The 21,507-nt window shown below is 71.0% G+C and carries 21 protein-coding genes; 13 read left to right on the plus strand and 8 right to left on the minus strand.

Annotation, left to right across the window (positions count from 1 at the left end; genetic code table 11):
- Positions 1-19: 19 nt before the first annotated feature.
- A complete protein-coding gene (locus JNX00_RS01175) occupies positions 20-1,537 on the plus strand; it encodes a CoA-acylating methylmalonate-semialdehyde dehydrogenase (RefSeq protein ID WP_204743849.1) in 1,518 nt (505 codons plus the stop codon).
- 6 nt (positions 1,538-1,543) lie between these two features.
- Complete coding sequence (locus JNX00_RS01180) at positions 1,544-3,205, plus strand: GMC family oxidoreductase N-terminal domain-containing protein (RefSeq protein WP_070400187.1); 1,662 nt, start codon at positions 1,544-1,546, stop codon at positions 3,203-3,205.
- A 27-nt stretch (positions 3,206-3,232) separates the two neighbouring features.
- On the opposite strand, the gene JNX00_RS01185 is transcribed toward JNX00_RS01180, so the two are convergent.
- Both JNX00_RS01185 and JNX00_RS01190 read right to left on the minus strand, forming a co-directional pair.
- Positions 3,233-3,559 carry a hypothetical protein gene (locus JNX00_RS01185; RefSeq protein WP_070400188.1) on the minus strand — a complete coding sequence of 109 codons (327 nt, stop codon included), beginning with the start codon at positions 3,557-3,559 and terminating at the stop codon, positions 3,233-3,235.
- A complete protein-coding gene (locus tag JNX00_RS01190; RefSeq protein ID WP_204743850.1) occupies positions 3,556-4,821 on the minus strand; it encodes an ammonium transporter in 1,266 nt (421 codons plus the stop codon). Before JNX00_RS01190 ends, JNX00_RS01185 begins: the two co-directional genes overlap by 4 nt.
- Before the next feature lie 292 nt (positions 4,822-5,113).
- Between JNX00_RS01190 and JNX00_RS01195 the strand changes: the two genes are divergently transcribed.
- From JNX00_RS01195 to JNX00_RS01220, 6 genes are all read left to right on the plus strand, one after another.
- Positions 5,114-5,434 (plus strand): metalloregulator ArsR/SmtB family transcription factor, encoded by a 321-nt coding sequence (locus JNX00_RS01195; protein ID WP_204743851.1) that lies wholly within the window; start codon positions 5,114-5,116, stop codon positions 5,432-5,434.
- A 12-nt stretch (positions 5,435-5,446) separates the two neighbouring features.
- Positions 5,447-5,950 carry an arsenate reductase ArsC gene (locus JNX00_RS01200; RefSeq protein WP_204743852.1) on the plus strand — a complete coding sequence of 168 codons (504 nt, stop codon included), beginning with the start codon at positions 5,447-5,449 and terminating at the stop codon, positions 5,948-5,950.
- A gap of 4 nt (positions 5,951-5,954) precedes the next feature.
- On the plus strand, positions 5,955-7,046 hold the full coding sequence (gene arsB, locus JNX00_RS01205) for an ACR3 family arsenite efflux transporter (protein WP_070400192.1): 1,092 nt from the start codon (positions 5,955-5,957) through the stop codon (positions 7,044-7,046).
- A gap of 27 nt (positions 7,047-7,073) precedes the next feature.
- Complete coding sequence (locus JNX00_RS01210; protein ID WP_070400193.1) at positions 7,074-7,832, plus strand: TSUP family transporter; 759 nt, start codon at positions 7,074-7,076, stop codon at positions 7,830-7,832.
- A 138-nt stretch (positions 7,833-7,970) separates the two neighbouring features.
- A complete protein-coding gene (locus JNX00_RS01215; protein ID WP_139147088.1) occupies positions 7,971-8,693 on the plus strand; it encodes a hypothetical protein in 723 nt (240 codons plus the stop codon).
- Between the two features lie 11 nt (positions 8,694-8,704).
- Positions 8,705-10,048, plus strand: a complete 1,344-nt coding sequence (locus JNX00_RS01220) for a hypothetical protein (RefSeq protein WP_204743853.1) — start codon at positions 8,705-8,707, stop codon at positions 10,046-10,048.
- Between the two features lie 53 nt (positions 10,049-10,101).
- Here the strand turns inward: JNX00_RS01220 and mrdA are convergent, their stop codons facing one another.
- Genes mrdA through JNX00_RS01240 form a run of 4 tightly spaced genes read right to left on the minus strand, consistent with a single transcriptional unit; the run spans position 10,102 to position 14,652 of the window.
- Positions 10,102-12,072, minus strand: coding sequence for a penicillin-binding protein 2 (mrdA, locus tag JNX00_RS01225; protein ID WP_204743854.1), 1,971 nt, complete (start codon positions 12,070-12,072; stop codon positions 10,102-10,104).
- Between the two features lie 16 nt (positions 12,073-12,088).
- Positions 12,089-12,619 carry a rod shape-determining protein MreD gene (gene mreD / locus JNX00_RS01230; RefSeq protein ID WP_070400197.1) on the minus strand — a complete coding sequence of 177 codons (531 nt, stop codon included), beginning with the start codon at positions 12,617-12,619 and terminating at the stop codon, positions 12,089-12,091.
- Positions 12,616-13,581, minus strand: coding sequence for a rod shape-determining protein MreC (gene mreC / locus JNX00_RS01235; RefSeq protein WP_070400198.1), 966 nt, complete (start codon positions 13,579-13,581; stop codon positions 12,616-12,618). The genes mreD and mreC overlap by 4 nt, the downstream gene beginning before the upstream one ends.
- Before the next feature lie 27 nt (positions 13,582-13,608).
- Positions 13,609-14,652: a rod shape-determining protein gene (locus JNX00_RS01240; RefSeq protein ID WP_009519392.1), complete on the minus strand. Its 1,044-nt coding sequence runs from the start codon at positions 14,650-14,652 to the stop codon at positions 13,609-13,611.
- A gap of 270 nt (positions 14,653-14,922) precedes the next feature.
- On the opposite strand from JNX00_RS01240, the gene gatC reads away from it, so the two are divergent.
- From gatC to gatB, 3 genes are read left to right on the plus strand one after another with little or no spacing between them, the layout of a single operon-like run.
- Positions 14,923-15,222 (plus strand): Asp-tRNA(Asn)/Glu-tRNA(Gln) amidotransferase subunit GatC, encoded by a 300-nt coding sequence (gatC, locus tag JNX00_RS01245; RefSeq protein WP_070400199.1) that lies wholly within the window; start codon positions 14,923-14,925, stop codon positions 15,220-15,222.
- Complete coding sequence (gene gatA / locus JNX00_RS01250; protein WP_204743855.1) at positions 15,219-16,757, plus strand: Asp-tRNA(Asn)/Glu-tRNA(Gln) amidotransferase subunit GatA; 1,539 nt, start codon at positions 15,219-15,221, stop codon at positions 16,755-16,757. Before gatC ends, gatA begins: the two co-directional genes overlap by 4 nt.
- 2 nt (positions 16,758-16,759) lie before the next feature.
- Positions 16,760-18,217, plus strand: a complete 1,458-nt coding sequence (gene gatB, locus JNX00_RS01255; RefSeq protein ID WP_070400201.1) for an Asp-tRNA(Asn)/Glu-tRNA(Gln) amidotransferase subunit GatB — start codon at positions 16,760-16,762, stop codon at positions 18,215-18,217.
- Positions 18,218-18,245: 28 nt separating this feature from the next.
- Here gatB and JNX00_RS01260 read toward each other — a convergent pair whose 3' ends face one another.
- Both JNX00_RS01260 and pyrE read right to left on the minus strand, forming a co-directional pair.
- On the minus strand, positions 18,246-18,908 hold the full coding sequence (locus JNX00_RS01260; protein ID WP_139147089.1) for a DUF4124 domain-containing protein: 663 nt from the start codon (positions 18,906-18,908) through the stop codon (positions 18,246-18,248).
- A 14-nt stretch (positions 18,909-18,922) separates the two neighbouring features.
- The gene (pyrE, locus tag JNX00_RS01265) at positions 18,923-19,621 is read right to left on the minus strand and encodes an orotate phosphoribosyltransferase (RefSeq protein ID WP_070400202.1); all 699 of its coding nucleotides are present in this window, start codon (positions 19,619-19,621) and stop codon (positions 18,923-18,925) included.
- Between the two features lie 14 nt (positions 19,622-19,635).
- Here pyrE and JNX00_RS01270 point away from each other — a divergent pair, with 14 nt between their 5' ends.
- Together JNX00_RS01270 and JNX00_RS01275 are read left to right on the plus strand one after the other, a co-directional pair.
- Positions 19,636-20,427 (plus strand): exodeoxyribonuclease III, encoded by a 792-nt coding sequence (locus tag JNX00_RS01270; RefSeq protein WP_070400203.1) that lies wholly within the window; start codon positions 19,636-19,638, stop codon positions 20,425-20,427.
- 66 nt (positions 20,428-20,493) lie between these two features.
- Positions 20,494-21,507 (plus strand): fumarylacetoacetate hydrolase family protein, encoded by a 1,014-nt coding sequence (locus JNX00_RS01275; protein WP_204743856.1) that lies wholly within the window; start codon positions 20,494-20,496, stop codon positions 21,505-21,507.

A 21,507-nucleotide genomic window follows, 5' to 3' on the forward strand; every position in this document is an offset into this window, starting at 1 on the left:
CGCCCACGCCCCCGCCGCCATGACCACGAACCCCAGCGCCATCACCCACTTCATCGGCGGCCGCGCCGCCGCCGGCACGTCCGCGCGCGTGCAGGACGTGACCAATCCCGCCACCGGCGCGGTCACCGGCCGCGTGGCCCTGGCCAACGCCGCCGACGTGGACGCCGCCGTGGCCGCCGCCCAGGCCGCCTTCCCGGCCTGGGCCGACACGCCGCCCATCCGCCGCGCGCGCGTGATGTTCAAGTTCCTCGAACTGGTGAACCAGCACAAGGACGAGCTCGCGCGCCTCATCACGGCCGAGCACGGCAAGGTGTTCACCGACGCCCAGGGCGAGGTGGCGCGCGGCATCGACATCATCGAATTCGCCTGCGGCATCCCGCAGCTGCTCAAGGGCGACTTCACCGACCAGGTCTCCACGGGCATGGACAACTGGACCCTGCGCCAGCCGCTGGGCGTGGTCGCGGGCATCACCCCCTTCAACTTCCCGGTGATGGTGCCCATGTGGATGTTCCCGGTGGCCATCGCCGCGGGCAACAGCTTCGTGCTCAAGCCCAGCCCGATCGACCCCTCGGCCTCGCTCTTCATGGGCGAGCTGCTGAAACAGGCCGGGCTGCCCGACGGCGTCTACAACGTGGTGCAGGGCGACAAGGAGGCGGTGGACGCGCTGCTGGTGCACCCCGACGTGAAGGCCATCAGCTTCGTCGGCTCCACGCCCATCGCGAATTACATCTACGAGACCGGCGCCCGCCACGGCAAGCGCGTGCAGGCCCTGGGCGGCGCCAAGAACCACATGGTGGTGATGCCCGACGCCGATCTCGACCAGGCGGTGGACGCGCTCATCGGCGCGGCCTACGGCAGCGCGGGCGAGCGCTGCATGGCCATCAGCGTGGCCGTGCTGGTGGGCGACGTGGCCGACCAGATCATGCCGAAGCTGGTCGAGCGCACGAAAGCGCTCAAGGTGCTGGACGGCATGAACCTCGCGGCCGAGATGGGCCCCATCGTCACGGCCGCCGCGCACCAACGCATCAGCGGCTACATCGACGCGGGCGTGAAGGAGGGTGCCCAGCTGCTGGTGGATGGCCGGGGCTTTGCCGGCGCCGCGGCGGGCAAGGGCTGCGAGCAGGGCTTCTGGATGGGCGGCACGCTGTTCGACCACGTGGGCACCGACATGCGCATCTACAAGGAAGAAATCTTCGGCCCGGTGCTCAGCTGCGTGCGCGTGCCCGACTTCGCGCAGGCGGTTGAGATCATCAACCGGCACGAGTTCGGCAACGGCGTCTCCTGCTTCACGCGCGACGGCAACGTGGCGCGCGAGTTCGCGCGCCGCATCCAGGTGGGCATGGTGGGCATCAACGTGCCGATCCCCGTGCCCATGGCCTGGCATGGCTTCGGCGGCTGGAAGAAGAGCCTGTTCGGCGACATGCACGCCTACGGCGAGGAGGGCGTGCGCTTCTACACCAAGCAGAAGTCGATCATGCAGCGCTGGCCCGAGAGCATCGGCAAGGGCGCCGAATTCGTGATGCCCACCGCGAAGTAAACGGCCATGAGCGGCGACACCGGCTTCGACTTCATCGTCATCGGCGCCGGCACGGCGGGCTGCCTGCTCGCCAACCGCCTGAGCGCCGACCCCACGAAGCGCGTGCTGCTGGTGGAGGCCGGCCGCAAGGACGACTACCACTGGATCCACATCCCGGTGGGCTACCTCTACTGCATCGGCAACCCGCGCACCGACTGGTGCTACCAGACCGAGCCCGACCCCGGCCTCAACGGCCGGCGCCTGCGCTACCCGCGTGGCAAGACCCTGGGCGGCTGCTCCAGCATCAACGGCATGATCTACATGCGCGGCCAGCGGCGCGACTACGAGCACTGGGCCGAGGCCACGGGCGACGACGCCTGGCGCTGGGACGCCTGCCTGCCCGATTTCATGGCGCACGAAGACCACCACCGCCTGGACGCCACGCAAGAAGAGGCCTTCGCCGCCCTGCACGGCCATCGCCGGCGCGGCAGCACCGGCGAGTGGCGCGTGGAAAAGCAGCGCCTGCGCTGGGACATCCTCGACGCCTTTGCCCTGGCCGCGCAGCAGGCCGGCGTGCCCGCCACGGCCGATTTCAACGGCGGCGACAACGAGGGCGTGGGCTATTTCGAGGTGAACCAGAAGGCCGGCTGGCGCTGGAACGCGTCCAAGGCCTTTCTGCGCCCGGTGCAGCACCGGCCCAACCTCACGGTGTGGACCGAAACCCTGACCGAGCGCCTGCTGTTCCAGCGCGGGGCCGACGGCGCGCTGCGCTGCACCGGCGCCGAGCTGCGCCGGGGCGGCGAGCGGGTCCGCGTGGGCGCCGCGCGCGAGCTGGTGCTGAGCGCCGGCAGCGTGGGCTCGCCCGCGCTGCTGCAGCGCTCGGGCCTGGGCCCGGCCGGGCTGCTGCGCCAGCACGGCGTCGAGGTGCTGCACGAACTGCCCGGCGTGGGCGAGAACCTGCAGGACCACCTGCAGATCCGCGCCGTCTACAAGGTGCAGGGCGCGCCCACGCTCAACGTGCTGGCCAACTCGCTGTGGGGCAAGGCGCGCATCGGCCTGCAGTACGCGCTGTCGCGCAGCGGGCCCATGAGCATGTCGCCCAGCCAGCTCGGCGCCTTCACGCGCAGCGATCCTTCGCAGCCGCACGCCAACCTGGAGTACCACGTGCAGCCGCTGAGCCTGGACGCCTTCGGCGAGCCGCTGCACGCCTTCCCAGCCTTCACCGCGAGCGTGTGCAACCTCAACCCCACCAGCCGGGGCCACGTGCGCATCACCGGCGCCGACCCCGAGGCCGCACCGGCCATCGCGCCGCTGTACCTGGCCACCGAGGAGGACCGCCGCGTGGCCGCCGACAGCCTGCGCGTGACGCGGCGCATCGTGGCCCAGCCCGCGCTGGCGAAGTACCGGCCCGAGGAGTTCAAGCCCGGGACGATGTACCAGAGCGACGAGGAGCTCGCCCGCCTGGCCGGCGACATCGCCAGCACCATCTTCCACCCCGTGGGCACCACCAAGATGGGCCGCGCGGACGACGACAGCGCCGTGGTCGACAGCCACCTGCGCGTGCGCGGCGTGGCCGGCCTGCGCGTGGTGGACGCGGGCGTGATGCCCACCATCACCAGTGGCAACACCAACAGCCCCACGCTGATGATCGCGGAGAAGGCCGCGCGCTGGATCCGCGAAGGCGCCTGAGTCCGACGGCGGCGGACCGGCTGCGCCTCAGCGCAAACCGCCCACGTACTTGTGGGGCTGCTCGCCCGAGGGCGCCGGGCCGGGCGCGGCGCGCAGCGCCTCCGCCGCCACGTCCAGCAGCGTCTTGCGCGGCGCCGCGCCCATGGCCACGATGGCAGCCTCCAGCTTGTCGGCCCAGGGCAGCAGATCCGCGTGACCCTCGGCGGCGGCCCGCTCGCGCGTGAAGCGCACGATGGCGCGCGCGTACTCGGCGTTGGTGGCCAGCCATTCGGTGTCGATGACCCGGCCGGTCTTGCGCCGCAGCTGCACGTGCAGGTGCGCCGCGATGGCGAACAGCTCGCTGCTGCCGCTCACCCGCCCAGCCTCTCGTTGTGCAGGGCGGCGTCCAGGCCCTGGCGCTCGGCGTCGGCGCCCACGCGCAGGCCGGCGAAGCGCGAGACGATGAACAGCACCACGGTGGTCATCACCAGGCTGTAGCCCAACACCGCCGCGCAGGCGATGAGTTGGGTGAGCAGGCTGCCCTGCTGGCCCGAGATGGCCGGGTCGGCCAGCGCGCCGGTGAGCAGCGCGCCCACCAGCCCGCCCACGCCGTGCACGCCGAAGACGTCGAGCGAGTCGTCGGCGCGCAGCAGGCGCTTGAGCCCCGTGGCGCCCCAGTAGCAGGCGAAGCCCGCCGCCACGCCGATGAGCAGGGCCGCGCGCGGGCCGACGAAACCGGCGGCCGGCGTGATGGCCACCAGCCCCGCCACCACGCCCGAGCACAGGCCCAGCAGGGTGGCGCGCCGACGCGCCGCGTACTCGGCCAGCATCCAGGCCAGGGCGCCGGCCGCCGCGGCGATGTGCGTCACCACCATCGCCAGGCCCGCACGGCCGTCCGCCGCCAGGGCCGAGCCACCGTTGAAGCCGAACCAGCCCACCCACAGCAAGCCGGTGCCGGCCATGGTGAGGCCCAGGTTGAAGGGCAGGAAGGGCTCGCGCCCATAACCCTGGCGCGGACCGAGCGCGTAGGCGCAGACCAGGGCGGCCGCGCCGGCGTTGATGTGCACCACGGCACCGCCGGCGAAGTCCAGCGCACCGAGCTGGGCCAGCCAGCCCCCGGGTTCCCAGACCCAGTGCGCGATCGGCGCATAGACCAGCAGCAGCCACAGGCCGGCGAAACCGAGCAGGGCTCCGAACTTCATGCGCTCCACCAGGGCGCCCACCACCAGGGCGCAGGTGATGACGGCGAAGCTGAGCTGGAACAGGGCGAACACCGACTCCGGCAGCCGCGGCGCGAGGTGGCTCACCGCCACCTGCCCGTCCGGGCCGAAGTAGCCCAGCCCGGCAAAGCCGGCGCGCGAGAGCCCGCCGATGAAGCCCCCCAGCTCGCCACCGGGCGTAAAAGCCAGTGAGTAAGCGATCGCAAACCACAGAACGCTCACCAGCGCGGCGATCGCCATCACGCTGGCCATGGTGTTGAGGGCGTTGAAGCGGCGCACCATGCCGCCGTAGAACAGGCCGATGCCCGGCAAGGTCATGAGCAGCACCAGGGCGGTGCTCACCATGACCCAGGCGGTGTCGGCGCCCGAGAGGCTGTCCAAGGCCGCCAGGGCGGGGCCGCTGATGTCTTCTGGCATGGCTGTTGTCCCAGGTGGTGGTGGGCGGCGTTTTGCATTTCCTGTGCCAGCGGTCGCCGGGAAGCAAGGGAAAGCCCCGATGCACCCGGGCGGTGCAAGCGGCTACAGTCTCCGAGTTGCCTGGTGCTCCCTAGGGGTATCCGGGTCGTTGGAGACCGAGGAGACAACCCATACCGGCACTGCCGGACGTGCCGCACCGGCGCATTACACGACTGGAAGAGCCGACCCAAAAGGTCGGCTTTTTCTTTTGGTGGTTTTGCTTTTAATTCAATAATTCTTGTATTATTGAAGGATGGACGAGCCCACCGCCATTCAATCCCTCGCCGCGCTGGCCCACGAGCACCGCCTGCGCGTTTTCCGCGCCTTGGTCGCGGCCGGCGACCAAGGCCTCACGCCCGGCGCCATGACCGAGCGGCTCGACATCGCCGCCACCAAGCTGTCCTTTCACCTCAAGGAGCTGGCGAACGCCGGCCTGGTGACGCAGCAGCGCGAGGGGCGCAACCTCATCTACCGCGCGGTCTACGCGCACATGAACGGCCTGCTGGCCTACCTCACCGAGAACTGCTGCCAGGGCGCGCCATGCGCCATGGACGGCCCGTCCTGCGCTTGCTGATCGTTCACCGCCATGACCTCACCCCCTCCCCTGAACGTGCTCTTCCTGTGCACGCACAACGCCGCCCGCAGCATCCTGGCGGAGGCCACGCTCAACCACCTCGGCAAGGGTCGCTTCCAGGCCTATTCGGCGGGCAGCCGCCCGCGCGACAACCAGCAGCCCCACCCCTTGGCCCTGGAGGTGCTGCGGCGCGCGGGCATCGCCACCGAGGGGCTGCGCAGCAAGGGCTGGGACGAATTCGGCCGTCCCGACGCGCCGCCCATGGACCTGGTCATCACCGTCTGCGACAACGCCGCGGGCGAAACCTGCCCCTACTGGCCCGGCCAGCCGGCGACGGCCCATTGGGGCTATGCCGACCCCTCTTCGGTGCAGGGGTCGCCCGAGCAGCGGCTCGACGCTTTCCGGCAGACCCTGCTGGCCATCCGCCGACGGCTTGAGCTGCTGGTCAATCTGCCCGCGAGCGCCCTGGACCGCCTGGCGCTGCAGGACTCGGCGCGCGCGCTGGCCAAGGACTGAACCCATGGCCCTGCAGGACAGCGCCCTGTCGGCGCCGCCGGGCGCCGCGCCCGCCATCGGTTTCTTCGAGCGCTACCTGAGCCTCTGGGTCGCGCTGTGCATCGTCGCCGGCGTGGCGCTCGGGCGGCTGCTGCCCGGTCTGTTCCAGGCCATCGCCGCGCTGGAGCTGGCCCGGGTGAACCTGGTGGTGGGCGCGCTCATCTGGGTGATGGTCGTCCCGATGCTGCTGAAGATCGACTTCGCCGCCCTGGGCCAGGTGCGCGCGCACGCGCGGGGCATCGGCGTCACCCTGTTCGTCAACTGGGCCGTCAAGCCCTTTTCCATGGCGCTGCTGGGCTGGTTGTTCATCCGCCACGCCTTCGCGCCCTGGCTGCCGCCGGACCAGCTCGACAGCTACGTGGCCGGCCTGATCCTCCTGGCGGCCGCGCCCTGCACGGCCATGGTGTTCGTGTGGAGCCAGCTCTGCCGCGGCGACCCGTACTTCACGCTGTCGCAGGTGGCGCTCAACGACGCCATCATGGTCGTGGCCTTCGCGCCCATCGTGGCGCTGCTGCTGGGGCTGTCGTCCATCACCGTGCCCTGGGACACGCTGCTCATCTCCGTGGGGCTGTACATCGTGGTGCCCGTGGCCCTGGCCCAGGTCTGGCGCCGGGCGCTGTGGCGGCGCGGCCAGGCCCGCTTCGAGGCGGTGGTGTCGCGGCTGGGGCCGCTGTCCATCGGCGCGCTGCTGCTCACGCTGGTGCTGCTGTTCGGCTTCCAGGGCGAGGCCCTGCTGGGGCAGCCCCTGGTCATCGCCCTGCTGGCGGTGCCCATCCTGGTCCAGGTGCTGCTCAACTCGGGGCTGGCCTACTGGCTCAACCGCCGGCTCGGCGTGGCGCACTGCGTGGCGGGGCCGTCGGCGCTGATCGGCGCCAGCAACTTCTTTGAGTTGGCGGTGGCCACGGCCATCGGCCTGTTCGGCTTCCAGTCCGGCGCGGCGCTGGCCACCGTGGTGGGCGTGCTGATCGAGGTGCCGGTGATGCTGGCCGTGGTGGCCGCCGTGAACCGCAGCCAGGCCTGGTACGAGCGGGGCGCGGCGGGGCGGCGCGGCGCCTGAGCGCGGGCGGCGACAATCGCCGCCGTTATGGAACTGCTGCTCGTCTCGGCCGCCTCGCTGCTAGCCGGCTTCGTGGACTCGATCGTGGGCGGGGGCGGGCTGATCCTCGTGCCTGCGATGTTCGCGGTCTTTCCCCACACCCACCCGGCCACGCTGTTCGGCATCAACAAGGGCGCGGCCGTGCTGGGCACGGCGGCGGCCACGGTGCAGTACGCGCGGCGCGTGGACATGCCCTGGCGCGCGCTGCTGCCGGCGGCGGCCATGGCCTTCGCCGGCGCCATGGCGGGGGCCTGGACGGTCACCGTGGTTTCGCCCGACTTCCTGCGCCGCGCGTTGCCCTTCGTGCTGGGCGCGGTGCTGCTCTACACCCTGGCGCGCAAGGACCTGGGCCACGCGCACGACCCGGCCTTCGCCGGGCGCCGGCTGACGGCGGCGGCCTGCCTGATGGGCGCGGTCATCGGCTTCTACGACGGCTTCTTCGGCCCGGGCACCGGCAGCTTCTTCGTCTTCCTGTTCGTGCGCTGGCTGGGCTTCGACTTCCTGCACGCCAGCGCCAGCGCCAAGCTGCTGAACACGGCGTCCAACCTGGCGGCGCTGCTGCTGTTCGCGCTCAAAGGCCATGTGTGGTGGCACTACGCCCTGGTGATGGCCCTGGCCAATGTGGTGGGCAGCCTGGCCGGCACCCGGCTGGCCCTCAAGCACGGCAGCGGCTTCGTGCGCTGGGTGTTCATCGGGGTGGTGGGGGCGCTGATCCTCAAGACCACCTGGGACGCCTGGCTGCGCTAGCGGCCCGGCCCGGTCCCTGGTGCATCTGCACTATTCGCGTGCTGGGAAACCCTGCCTAGTATCAAGCTGGCCGCCCGTGCGCCGATGCCAAGGCCAGGGCGGGTTGGTCCGCCTTCGACGATGGAGATCCTGTCCGCCATGCAACACGCCCGCCTCCCGCGCCTTCTGCTTGCCTGCCTGACCGCCACGCTGCTGTGGACGGGCGCCGCCACCGCCCAGGGCCTGCCACCGACCGTCGAGGCCGACCGCCAGCTGCAACTGGCCTCCGGCGAAATGGAGAAGGAGGACAAAGGCGGCAAGGCCGACTGGCCCAAGGCGGCCGCCGCGCTCAAGGCCGCCGAGGCCACCGGCGTGCCCATGCCGGCCAACTTTGACTACCACTACGGCCGCGCCCTGCAGGCCACGGGCCAGCACGCCGCCGCCCTGGAGCGCCTGGAGCGCTACCTGCGGGTGCACGGCACCAAGGGCAAGTACTACAGCCAGGCGCTGCAGCTCTACACCAGCGCCCAGGCGGGCAAGGCCACGGCAGACGAAGCCGCGCGCCAGCGCGCCGCGCTCGACGCGGCCTGGGTGGACGTGAAGACCACCTGGTGGAACACCGACGACCTGGACGACGGCTGCGAGCGCGCCGAGGCCCGCATCGAGCGCTACGCGCCCAGTGCGCGCAACCTCGACTGCTCGTGCCAGACGGGCTTCATCAACCACCCCGCCTGGCGCGACCACCAGGAGATCACCTGCACGGTGACCTGGCAGGGCAACCTGCTGCAGGAAAAGCGCGAATCCTTCTCTGGCGAGCGCAAGTACCGGACCCATTCGGGCAGCGGGTCGGTGCTCGAAGGCATGAGGTCGCGGCAGCAATGAGCGGCGGGCCCATGGGGCGCCGCGGGCGCCGGTTCGCCCTCGGCGCGGCGCTGGCGGGCCTGGCGCTGCTGGGGCTGGGCGGCGCGCCGGCCCGGGCGGCCGAGATCGGCGGCCAGGGCACGCTGCGCCCCGGCGGCGGCCTGGCCCGGGTGGAGTGCTTCAAGAGCGCGACCCCGGACGTGCCCGAGGTCTGCGGCATCCACGAGGTCCGCTGGAAGCTCACGACGCTGATGGGCGAGCCGGTGGCCAACGCCGGGCTCGTGTGGACCATCAGCTCGGTGAAGATCCGCGTGGGCAAGGAGGTCCGGGGCTTTCCCGTGGAGCTGCTGCCCGCGCCGCTGGAGCGGGCCGCCCGGCGCAGCGAGCTCATGGTCTACGGCCTGGGCCTCTTCATCGGCAAGGGCGGGGCGATCCTGGCCGTCGATCTGGACACGGGCGCGCCCGTGCGGCCCGATGGCAAGGTCTCGTTCAACGTGCCGGGCAGCCCCGACTGGTCGCGCTTCATCATCAGCGGCGGCTCCAGCCGGCTCCCGAGCGGCGATCTGACCATGGGGCAGCAGGGCTGGTGCGCCCGGGAGGGGCGAAGCCACCTGTCGCCGGCCGACGCGAAGGACGCCATGCGCGGGGGCATCCAGCTGACGGAGCTGATCATCTGCCCGCGCAGCTCGGCCAGCGCCAGCGCGCTGGCGAGCGCCTTGCAGGATTTCTGCGAGAAGACGCCGCAGTCGGCGTACTGCGAGAAGAAGCCCAAGCCGGACAAACCCGATCTGGCCCACGCCGATGCCCTGGACAAGGCGGCCGACGCCCCCGACGTGCGCCGTGTGCACGCGCGCCTGGTCGAGGCCTTCCGCCAGGCGTCCGAGGCGGCCTGCCGCCAGGAGCTGGCGCCCGTGCAGGCCTGCCGGCGCCAGCAATGCCCCGACCCGCAGGGCCCCGACGAGGCCCGCTGCAAGGCGATGCCGGGCCGGCCGTGGCGCGACATCGGCCCCTTGCTGACGCGCGTGGACAACTCGCCCTGCGACGCGCGCTGCGAACGCGAACGCGAGCGCAACCGCGAGGAAGCGCGCCGGGCGCGCGAGCGCGAGGCGCGCGAATTCGAGGCCAGGGAGGCGGCCTGGGAGTCACAGTGGGGCGAGCTGTCGCGCCAGTGCCAGGCCAACCGGGAAGCCCGCGCGGCCCAGGCTCGCTGCGTGCAGGCCTCGGAAAGCCGCTGCAACCCGGGCGGGCTCACGCCCCAGACCTGCCTGGACCGGCGCATGGCCGGCGCGCCCACGTCCGCCGCGGCGCAGGCGGTGTTCGACCAGCAGACGCAGGAGCGCCGCCGCGCCGACGAGCGCCCGCGCTTCCTGGACTGAGGCGGGGGCCCGCCCTGGCGGGCCGGGTTGGCGCCCGCGCCGCTGGCGCGGCCTCAGGGTGCCGTGGCCGCGGGCACTTCGGGTGGCCAGACCACGTCGCTCACGCGCCGCGGCGTGCCGATGGGCGGGCCACCCCCGCCGGCCTGCAGGGCGGCGATGTCCTGCTCGCTCGGGTACTGGCCGAGCAACAGGTAGTCGAACACGCGGCGCGCGATGGGCGCGGCCGCGGCGGCGCCGAAGCCGGCGTTCTCCACGATCACCGCCAGCGCCACGCGCGGCTCGTCGGCCGGCGCGAAGGCGAGGTAGAGCGAGTGGTCGCGCTGGTGCTCTTCGAGCTTGCGGGCGTCGTAGCGCTCGCGCTGGCCGATGGTGACGGCCTGCGCCGTGCCGGTCTTGCCGCCGCTGGTGTAGCCGGCGCCCGAGAACACGCGCGCCGAGGTGCCCTCGGTGGTGACGGCCTGCATGGCGCTGAGCACCACGCGCACGTGCTCGGGCTTGAAGTTCAGGTTCTCGGTTGGCGCCGTGGGCAGCGGCTCGACCTGGCCGGTGAGCGGGTTGCGCCGCGCCAGCGACAGGTGCGGCGCGCGCTTGATGCCACCGTTGGCCAGGGTGGCCATGGCGTTGGCCATCTGCAGCATGGTGAAGTTGTTGTAGCCCTGGCCGATGCCCAGCGAAACGGTCTCGCCCGCGTACCAGCGCTGGGCCTCGGGGCGCTTGTAGGTGTCGCGCTTCCATTGCTGGCTGGGCAGCACGCCGCGCACCTCGCCTTTGAGGTCGATGCCCGTGAGCTGGCCGATGCCCAGGGGCTTCATGAAGTCGTGGATGGCGTCCACGCCCATCTCGTTGGCCAGCGAATAGAAGTAAACGTTGCTCGACTTGATGATGGCGCGGCGCATGTCCACCGCGCCCAGGCCGCCGTCGCCATGGCTGCGGAAGCGGTGGTTGCCCAGCATCCAGTAGCCGGGGTCGTTGATGGCGGTCTCGGCCTTGCGCGCGCCGGTCTCCAGCGCGGCCATGGCCATGAAGGGCTTGTAGGTGGAGCCCGGCGGGTAGGTGCCGCGCAGGGCCCGGTTGAGCAGCGGCTTGTCGATGGACTCGTTGAGCGCGCGCCAGTTGTCCACGTCGATGCCCTCGACGAAGAGGTTGGGGTCGAAGGTGGGCTTGGAGACCAGGGCCAGCACCTCGCCGTTGCGCGGGTCGATCGCCACCAGGGCGCCCCGGCGCTCGCCGTACAGCGTCTCGACCAGGTTCTGCAGCTTGGCGTCGATGGTGAGCACGACGGTGTCGCCCGGCGTGGGCGGCGTGGCCGCGAGCGAGCGCACCGCGCGCCCGCCGGCCGAGGTCTCCACCCGCTCGAAGCCGGTGGTGCCGTGCAGGGTCTGCTCGTGCTGCTGCTCGGCGCCGAGCTTGCCGATGTACTCGGTGCCGCGGTAGTTGGCCTGGTCTTCCTCGGGCCAGTCGGCGATGAGCTCCTTCTCGCGCTGGTTGATGCGGCCGATGTAGCCGATCACGTGGCTGGCGGTTTCGCCGATGGGGTAGTGGCGCAGCAGCCGCGCGCGCACTTCCACGCCGGGGAAGCGGTAGCGCTGGGCCGTGAAGCGCGCCACCTCCTCGTCGCTCAGCCGGGTGCGGATGGGCAGGGAGTCGAAGCGGTGCGATTCCTCCAGCAGCTTGCGAAAGCGCCGCTCGTCGCGCGGGGAGATGTCCACCAGCTCGCGCAGGCCGGCGATGGTCTCGTCGAGGTCCTCGACCTGCGAGCGCGTGATCTCCAGCGTGTAGGCCGAGTAGTTGCTGGCCAGTACGCGGCCCTCGCGGTCGACGATCTGGCCTCGGTTGGGCACCACCGGCAGCACCGCCGTGCGGTTGCTCTCGGCCTGGGCCATGAACTCCTCGTGCCGGGTCACCTGCAGCCAGGTCATGCGCGCCACGATCAGGCCGAAGGCGAACAGCACCGTCAGCGCGATCACGATCACGCGCTGGCGGAACTGCCAGATGTCCGCGTCGACGTTGCGCAACTCCGTCATGGCCGAGCCTTCGGGGTCAGAGGGGGCGGTTGTCGTCCGGGTCGGGTGCGCGGCGCTGGGGGGCCAGCAGCATCACCGTCACCACGGGCCAGAGCATGGCCTCGAACAGCGGCGAAAGGAAGTAGGGCCAGCCCGGGAAGCTGCCGCCGGCCAGCAGGCGCACCACCATGCCGATGAGGTGTGCCGCCACGAACAGCGGCAGCACCTGCAGCGACTGCGCCGGCACCGGGAACCACAGCAGCCGCCGGTGCATGGCCACGGCGCCGAAGGCCATGACGGTGTAGGACAAGGCGTGCTGGCCGAGCAGGGCGCCCTGGTGCACGTCCATGACCAGGCCGAAGAAGAAGGCCGTGCCCACGCCGATGCGCAGCGGCTGGTGCACGCACCAGAACACCAGGCTGAGCGCGAGCAGGTCGGGCACCCAGGCGGCGCGGCCGAACAGGCCCATGTTGAGCAGCATGTTCAGCGCCAGCGCGCAGATCAGGCTGAACCAGATGAAGACGGGGTTGGCGGGCAGCAGCAGCTGCTGGCCAGGGCGCATGATCATGGCCGGGACCCCTGACGGCCGGGCCGGCCGGCGGCCTTGGCGCCCGGCACGGGGCCGGTCTGGGTGGCGTCCGCGGCGGGTGCGGCCGCGGGGGGCGGCGGCAGCTGCGCGCCCGCGGGCTCCAGCACCAGCACGTGCAGCGCGCCGTCCATGCGGGCCAGGGCCTCGGCGCGGATGCGCATGAAGGACGAGCCGCTCTGGCGCTCCACGGTGGTGACGCGCGCCACCGGCAGGCCGGGCGGGTACACCGCGTCCACGCCGCTGGTGGTGAGCAGGTCGCCTTCGCGGATGTCGGTCTCGGCCAGGGTGTAGCGCAGTTCCAGGCCGTCGCCGTCGCTGGCCGGCTGGCCGTAGGCCACGCTGCGCACCCCGGAGCGCACGTCGAGCACGGGGATGGCCTGGTCGCGGTCCACCAGCAGGCTGACCTCGGCGATCAGCGGGTACACGCGCGTCACCTGGCCCAGCACACCCGACTCGTCGATCACCGGCGCACCGGCCACCACGCCATGCGTCTGGCCGCGGTCGATGACCACGCGGCGCGAGTAGGGGTCGGCGGCGTCGTAGACCACCTGGGCGCCGATCGCCCCGGCCTTCACGCGCTCGCGCATGGACAGCAGTTCGCGCAGGCGCTGGTTTTCATTCATCAGCTGGTCCACCTGCAGGCTGCGCGCGGCCTGGTCGGCCAGGCGGCGCACGGCGTCGGCCTCGTTCTGCTGGGCCGTGTGCAGGCTGGTGACATAACCGCCGGCCGCGCCCACCAGTTGCACGGGCTGCAGCACCGCCCACTGCACGGGGTACAGCGCCGTGGCCAGCGCCGCGCGCACGGGCTGCGCCACGCGAAAGCGCAGGTCGGCCACCATCAGGAACAGCGCCACGGCGCTGAACACGATCAGCTTGGACAGGGCCGAGGGGCCCTGCTTGAAGAACGGCGGTGGGGTGCGGTCCAGCGTGCCCAGTGGCATGGCGGCTCGCCGCGCGGAACGCGGCCCTTATTCGCTGGTGAAGATCGTGCCCAGGCGCTCCATGCGCTCCAGGGCCATGCCGCAGCCGCGCACCACGCAGGTCAGGGGCTCCTCGGCCACCAGCACCGGCAGGCCGGTTTCTTCGGCCAGCAGGCGGTCCAGGTCGCGCAGCAGGGCGCCGCCGCCGGTGAGCATCATGCCGCGCTCGGCGATGTCGGCGCCGAGCTCGGGTGGGGTCTGCTCCAGCGCGTTCTTGACCGCGCTGACGATCTGGTTGAGCGGTTCGGTGAGGGCTTCCAGCACCTCGTTGGAGCTGATGGTGAAGCTGCGCGGCACGCCCTCGGAGAGGTTGCGGCCCTTGACCTCCATCTCGCGCACTTCGGAGCCCGGGAAGGCCGAGCCGATTTCCTTCTTGATGGCCTCGGCCGTGGGTTCGCCGATGAGCATGCCGTAGTTGCGGCGGATGTAGGCAATGATGGCGTCGTCGAACTTGTCGCCGCCGACGCGCACGCTGCCCTTGTAGACCATGCCGCCCAGGCTGATGACGCCCACCTCGGTGGTGCCGCCGCCGATGTCGACCACCATGGAGCCCGAGGCGTCGGAGACCGGCAGGCCGGCGCCGATGGCCGCGGCCATGGGTTCCTCGATCAGGTAGACCTCGCTGGCGCCCGCGCCCAGGGCCGATTCGCGGATGGCGCGGCGCTCTACCTGGGTGGAGCCGCAGGGCACGCAGATGATGATGCGCGGGCTCGGCTTGAACATCGAGCGCGGGTGCACCATCTTGATGAACTGCTTGAGCATCTGCTCGGTGACGGTGAAGTCGGCGATCACGCCGTCCTTCATCGGGCGGATGGCCTCGATGTTGCCGGGCACCTTGCCGAGCATGGCCTTGGCTTCGCGGCCCACCGCCTGGATGGTCTTCTTGCCCTGGGGACCGCCTTCGTGGCGGATGGACACGACCGAGGGCTCGTCGAGCACGATGCCCTTGTTGCGCACGTAGATGAGGGTGTTGGCGGTGCCGAGGTCGATGGCCAGGTCGGTCGAGAAACTCCGACGGAACGCTTCAAACATGGTGGGTGAATCCTGTGGGATGCGTCAGCTCACGCGCACGCGTGCAGCCGGGGGTGGGGCCGGGGTCGGACCGGGGCATCGGGGCTAAGTGATTGATTCGGTGGCGAAAACCGGGCCCAAAGGCCGGCTCCGCTGAACGCAGGATAATACCCGAACGCCTGTGTACAACCGCATCAAAACAGGCCTGTTTGCCCCTCAAACGGGCCGTTTTGCATCCGGTTGCAGGCCCGAGCCGCCCTGGCGGCGCGGGTCCCCTCATCCCCCAGCACCATGTCCCTGACCCTCAACGACATCGGGCGCATCGCCCACCTGGCGCGCCTGGAACTCGACGCCGAGCACAGCGAGCGCCTGCTTGGCCAGCTCAACGGCTTCTTCGACATCGTCGAGCGCATGAAGGCCGTCGACACCGCCGGCGTCGAGCCCCTGGCCCATCCCACCGCCGTGATGGAGGACGTGGCCCTGCGCCTGCGCCCCGACGTGGTGAGCGAGCCGAACGCGCGCGAGGCCAACCAGAAGAGCGCCCCGGCCGTGGAAAACGGCCTGTTCCTGGTGCCGAAGGTGATCGAATGAGCGCGCCGGATCTGCACCAGATGGGCGTGGCCGAGCTGGCCCAGGCCATTGCCGACAAAAAGACCAGCAGCACCGAGGCGACGCGGCACCTGCTGGCGCGCGCGAAACAGCACGAGGCCCTGGGCGCCTACCTGGCGGTCGACGAAGAGGTCTCGCTGGCCCAGGCCCGGGCCGCCGACGCGCGCATCGCCGCCGGCGAGCGCACGCCGCTGCTGGGCGTGCCGATCGCGCACAAGGACATCTTCGTCACGCGCGACTTTCCCACCACCGCCGGCTCGAAGATGCTGGCGGGCTACCGCAGCCCCTTCGACGCCACCGTGGTGGCCCGGCTCGGGCAGCAGGGCGCGGTGACCCTGGGCAAGCTCAACTGCGACGAGTTCGCCATGGGCTCGGGCAACGACAACTCCGCCTTCGGCCCCGCGCGCAACCCCTGGGACCCGGCCCGCGTGCCGGGCGGCTCGTCGGGCGGCTCCGCCGCGGTCGTGGCCGCGCGCCTGGCGCCCGCCGTCACCGGCACCGACACCGGCGGCTCCATCCGCCAGCCCGCCGGCTTCTGCGGCGTGACCGGCATCAAGCCCACCTATGGCCGCTGCTCGCGCTACGGCATGGTGGCCTTTGCGTCCAGCCTGGACCAGGCCGGCCCCATGGCGCGCAGCGCGGCCGATTGCGCCACCCTGCTCACGGCCATGGCCGGGCCCGACATCGACCGCGATTCCACCAGCCTCGACCACCCGGCCGAGGACTACGGCCGCCTGCTGGGCACGGCCTGGGGCGAAGGGCGCGACGGCGCCAGCGCCGCGCAGCCGCTCAAGGGCCTGCGCATCGGCATCCCCGAGGAATGGATGAACTGGGCGGACGACGCGCCGACCACGGACCAGCGCGTGTCCGGCGACGTCACCCTGCAGGTATCGGGCGCGCTGAAGCAGCTCGAGGCGCTCGGCGCCAGCCTGCGCCGCATCCGCCTGCCGCGGACCGAGATGTCCATCCCGGCGTACTACATCATCGCGCCCGCCGAGGCGAGCTCGAACCTCAGCCGCTACGACGGCGTGAAGTTCGGCCACCGCGCCGCGAAGTACGACGACCTGCTCGACATGTACAAGAAGTCGCGCAGCGAGGCCTTCGGCGCCGAGGTGCAGCGGCGCATCATGATCGGCACCTATGTGCTGAGCCACGGCTACTACGACGCCTATTACCTCAAGGCCCAGCAGATCCGCCGCCTCATCGCGCAGGATTTCCGCGCCGCCTTCGCCGAGTGCGACCTGATCGCCGGGCCGGTTGCGCCCACGGTGGCCTGGAAGATCGGCGAACTGGCCGACGACCCGGTCGCCGCCTACCTGGCGGACATCTACACCCTGCCCGCCTCGCTCGCGGGCCTGCCGTGCATGAGCGTGCCGGCCGGGCTCGGCGCCACCAGCGGCCTGCCCGTCGGCCTGCAGCTCGTCGGCGACTACCTGAAGGAGGCCGAGCTGCTGCAGGTGGCGCACGCCCTCCAGCAGGCCACGGACTGGCACACGCACGCCCCCGCGGGGTACTGACCATGAGCAAAGCAAGCCCTTCCCTGCTGGTGCACGGCTACGAGGTCGTCATCGGCTTCGAGACGCACACCCAACTGGCCACGCGGTCCAAGATCTTCAGCCGCGCGGCCACCGCCTTCGGCGCCGAGCCCAACACCCAGGCCAGCGCGGTTGACCTGGCGCTGCCCGGCACCCTGCCCGTGATGAACCGCGAGGCCGTGGCCTGCGCCATCCGCCTGGGCCTGGCCGTGGGCGCGCACATCGCCGAGCGCAGCGTCTTCGCGCGCAAGAACTACTTCTACCCCGACCTGCCCAAGGGCTACCAGATCAGCCAGTACGAGATCCCGGTGGTGCAGGGCGGCGCGGTCAGCTTCTACCTGGGCGACGAAAAGAAAACCGTGCGCCTGGTGCGCGCGCACCTGGAGGAAGATGCCGGCAAGAGCCTGCACGAGGACTTCATCGGCCAGAGCGGGATCGACCTCAACCGCGCGGGCACGCCGCTGCTGGAGATCGTGACCGAACCCGACATCCGCTCCAGCGCCGAGGCCGTGGCCTACGCGAAGGAGCTGCACAAGATCGTCACCTGGATCGGCATCTGCGACGGCAACATGCAGGAGGGCTCGTTCCGCTGCGACGCCAACGTCTCGGTGCGCAAGCCCGGGGCGCCGCTGGGCACGCGCCGCGAGATCAAGAACCTGAACTCGTTCAAGTTCATGCAGCAGGCCATCGACTACGAGGTGCGCTGGCAGATCGAACAGATCGAAGACGGCCACGCCATCGAGCAGGCCACGGTGCTGTTCGACCCCGACACGGGCGAGACGCGCGCCATGCGCACCAAGGAGGACGCGGCCGACTACCGCTACTTCCCCGACCCCGACCTGCCGCCGCTGGTGGTGGCGCGCGACTGGGTGGCCGAGGTCAAGGCCGCCATGCCCGAGCTGCCGCGCGCCATGGCCGAGCGCTTCGTGCAGCAGTACGCTTTGCCCGAGTACGACGCCACCACGCTGACGCAAAGCCCGGCCATGGCGGCCTACTTCGAGGCCGCGGCCCAGGCCAGCGGCCAGGCCAAGATGGCCAGCAACTGGGTGATGGGCGAGGTCTCGCGCCGGCTCAACAACGAAGAGAAGGGCATCGCCGACGTGCCCGTGAGCGCGGCGCAGCTCGCCGCCCTGCTCCAGCGCATCGCCGACGGCACGGTGTCCAACAACGCGGCCAAGCAGGTGATGGATGCGCTGTGGACGGGCGAAGGCGCCGAGGTGGACGCGGTGATTGAGACCAAGGGCCTCAAGCAGGTCAGCGACAGCGGCGCGATCGAGAAGATCATCGACGAGGTGATGGCCGCCAACGCCGACATGGTGGCCCAGTTCCGCGCCGGCAAGGACAAGGCCTTCAACGCCCTGGTGGGCCAGGCCATGAAGGCCAGCAAGGGCAAGGCCAATCCGCAGCAGGTGAACGAGCTGCTGCGCCAGAAACTGGGGTGAGACCTCACTGTGCGTGGCCGGGGGCGGTTCAGCGGCTCTGCGCGGCCCAGAGCTGCTTGAGCTTGGCCAGCTCTTCGTCGAAGCGCGCGTTCACGCGCTGCTTCTCCTGCGTCTGGTCGACCAGGAAGCGCTTCTGCACGTCCATCTGCTTGTCGTTGTCCTCGACCTTGCGCCGCAGCCACAGCGGGGCCTTGGTCAGGTCGCCCTGGTAGAACTCCAGCTCCTGCGCGATGCCCTTGCGTTGTTCGATCAGGGCCGCTTCGCGCTTGTGCACGGCGGCGATCACGTCGTCGATCTGCGCCAGCGCCTCCTGGCGCTCCTTGTCGTGCACGCCCTGGTTGGGGTAGCGGATCAGCAGCGCGCGCTCGCGCCGGCGCTCCTCCTGCACGCGGGCCTGCTCTTCCTGCTCGGCGCGGCGCTTGGCCTCGACCTTCTCGCGCTCCTCGCGCGTGTAGCTGGGCGGGATCACCTCGCGCACGGTGCCGGTGCGGCCCAGGCGCTGCTGCTCGCGGTCCAGGCAGTCGACGATGGGGCGGTCGGAGGTGATGCGCCGGCCCTTGCTGTCGGTGCAGGTGTAGATGGACTGCGCGTTGTTCTGCGCTTGCGCGCCCAGCGACAGCAGCAGCAGGGCCGCCGCGCCAGCGAGTCGGTGGCGGCGGGGCAGGGACATCGGCAGCGGCAGGCGGTTCATGGTGATGGGGTGGGTCAGTTCACGCCGTAGCGGGCCCGGTAGGCCAGCACGCGGTCGCGGTGCGCCGCGACCTCGCCGCCCGCCTGGGCGGTCAGATACTGAAGCAAATCATCGAGCTTCGCAATCGAACAGACCTGCAGGCCTAGCTGGCGTTGCACGTACTGCACGGCACTGTGATCGACGTCGCGGACCACGCCGTCGGGGCCGGGCTCGGTGGCCTTCTCCTGGCGGTCCAGCGCAATGGCCACGGCGCTCGGCGTGGCGCCGGCGGCGCGGATCAGGGCGATGGACTCGCGCGCGGCCGTGCCGGCGCTCATCACGTCGTCGACGATCAGCACGCGGCCCTGCAGCGGCGCGCCCACCAGGGTACCGCCTTCGCCGTGGTCCTTGGCTTCCTTGCGGTTGTAGGCAAAGGGTACGTTGCGGCCCAGGCGGGCGAGCTCGATGGCCACCGCCGCGCCCAGCGGGATGCCCTTGTAGGCCGGGCCGAAGATCATGTCGAAGGCGACGCCGCTGTCGAGCAGCGCGCGTGCATAGAATGCCGCGAGCCGGCCCAGCTTGGCGCCGTCGTCGAACAGGCCGGCGTTGAAAAAATAGGGCGAAAGGCGCCCGGCCTTGGTCTTGAATTCGCCGAACTTCAGTGCGCCGGCCTCGACGCAGAACTTCACGAACGCCTGGGCCAGCGGCTCATCGGCCGCGCCTGCCATCACCATATGAGGACTTCCTTGTGTTCAATCTGACCAGCCTCAACCTCAACGGCATCCGCTCGGCCACCACCAAAGGCCTCGAAGACTGGCTGGCGAAAAGTGCGCCGGATTGTATTTGCATGCAGGAAGTGAAGGCCCAGGCGGCCGATGTGGCCGGTCGCTTCGAGGAACTGGCCGGGATGCGCGGCCACTTCCATTTCGCGCAGAAAAAGGGCTACGCGGGCACGGCTGTCTTCACGCGCCACGAGCCGAGCGCGGTGCTCACCGGCTTCGGCACGCACGAGTTCGACGACGAGGGCCGCTACACCGAGCTGCGCTTCGACACGCCCAAGCGCAAGCTGTCGATCATCAGCGTGTACTTCCCCAGCGGCTCGTCCGGCCCCGAGCGGCAGGAATCCAAGTACCGCTTCCTGGCGGCCTTCTTCCCGCACCTGGTGACGCTCAAGTCCCAGCGCGAATTCATCCTCTGTGGCGACGTGAACATCGCGCACACGCAGAACGACCTGAAGAACTGGCGCAGCAACCAGAAGAACAGCGGCTTCCTGCCCGAGGAGCGGGCCTGGATGACCCAGCTGTTCGCCGAGGTGGGCCTGATCGACGTCTACCGCCAGCTGCAGCCCGACACCACCGACGCCTGCTACACGTGGTGGAGCAACCGCGGCCAGGCCTGGGCCAACAACGTGGGGTGGCGACTGGACTACCACCTGGCCACGCCGGCGATGGCCGCGCACGCGCGCACCGAGGCCATCTACAAGGCGCAGCGCTTCTCGGACCACGCGCCGATCACCATCGGCTACGACTTCACGCTCTGAGAGGGCCACCGCGCCCGGGCCGCCGGCCCGCGGTGCGCGCATGCCCCGATCAAAGACAAGCCACCCATGACCGACTTCCCCCTGCGCCTGGCCACGCGAAAGAACGGCACCCGCGACGGCGAACTCATGCTCGTCAGCCCCGACGCCCGGCGCTGGGCGCCGGCCGCGGGCCCCGCCCGCACCCTGCAGGCCCTGCTCGACGACTGGGCCGCCCTGGCCGCCGCGCTGGACCAGCAGCGGCGCGGGCTGGACGCCAGCGGCTGGGCCGCGGCGGCGCCGTTCGAGGCGTCCGCCTGCATGGCCCCGCTGCCCCGCGCGTTCCAGTGGGCCGACGCCTCGGTCTACCGCAACCACGCCCGCCTGATCTACCAGTGGCGCCAGGAGCCTATTCCGCCGCGCTACGAGGAAGAACCCCTGGTCTACCAGGGCGGCTCGGACGGGATGATCGGTCCCGAAGACCCCATCGTCGCGGTCGACGAGGCGCACCAGATCGACCTGGAGGCGGAAATCGCTGTGGTGACGACGGACGTGCCCATGGGCACCACGGCGGCCCAGGCGGGCGGCTGCATCGCCCTGGTCGTGCTGCTCAACGACGTCTCGCTGCGGGGCCTCATTCCCAGCGAACTGGCCAAGGGTTTCGGCTTCTACCAGAGCAAGCCGGCCACCAGCTTCGCCCCCATTGCGCTGACCCCCGCGGCCCTGGGCGCCGCCTGGAAGGACGGCATGCCCGACCTGCGGGTGCGCATCCGCCTCAACGGCGACTGGTTCGGCGAGCCCGCGGCCAACGAGGACACGGTCTTCAACTTCCCGCAGATCATCGAGCACCTGGCGCGCACGCGCGACCTGGGCGCGGGCAGCATCGTCGGCGCCGGCACGATCAGCAACGCCGACCCGCGCTCGGGCAGCGCCTGCATCACCGAGGCCCGCGTGCGGGCGCAGCTGGGCGGCGCGCCCGAGGCCGATCTGCCGCGCTACCTGCGCCACGGGGACCGCGTCACCATCGAGGCGGTTGGCGCGGACCCGTCCGACGCCCTGTTCGGCGTCATCGACCAGCGCGTCGACGTCCGAGGGAGGCGCTGA

Source organism: Hydrogenophaga sp. YM1 (assembly GCF_016903055.1).
Lineage (GTDB): Bacteria > Pseudomonadota > Gammaproteobacteria > Burkholderiales > Burkholderiaceae_C > Hydrogenophaga > Hydrogenophaga borbori.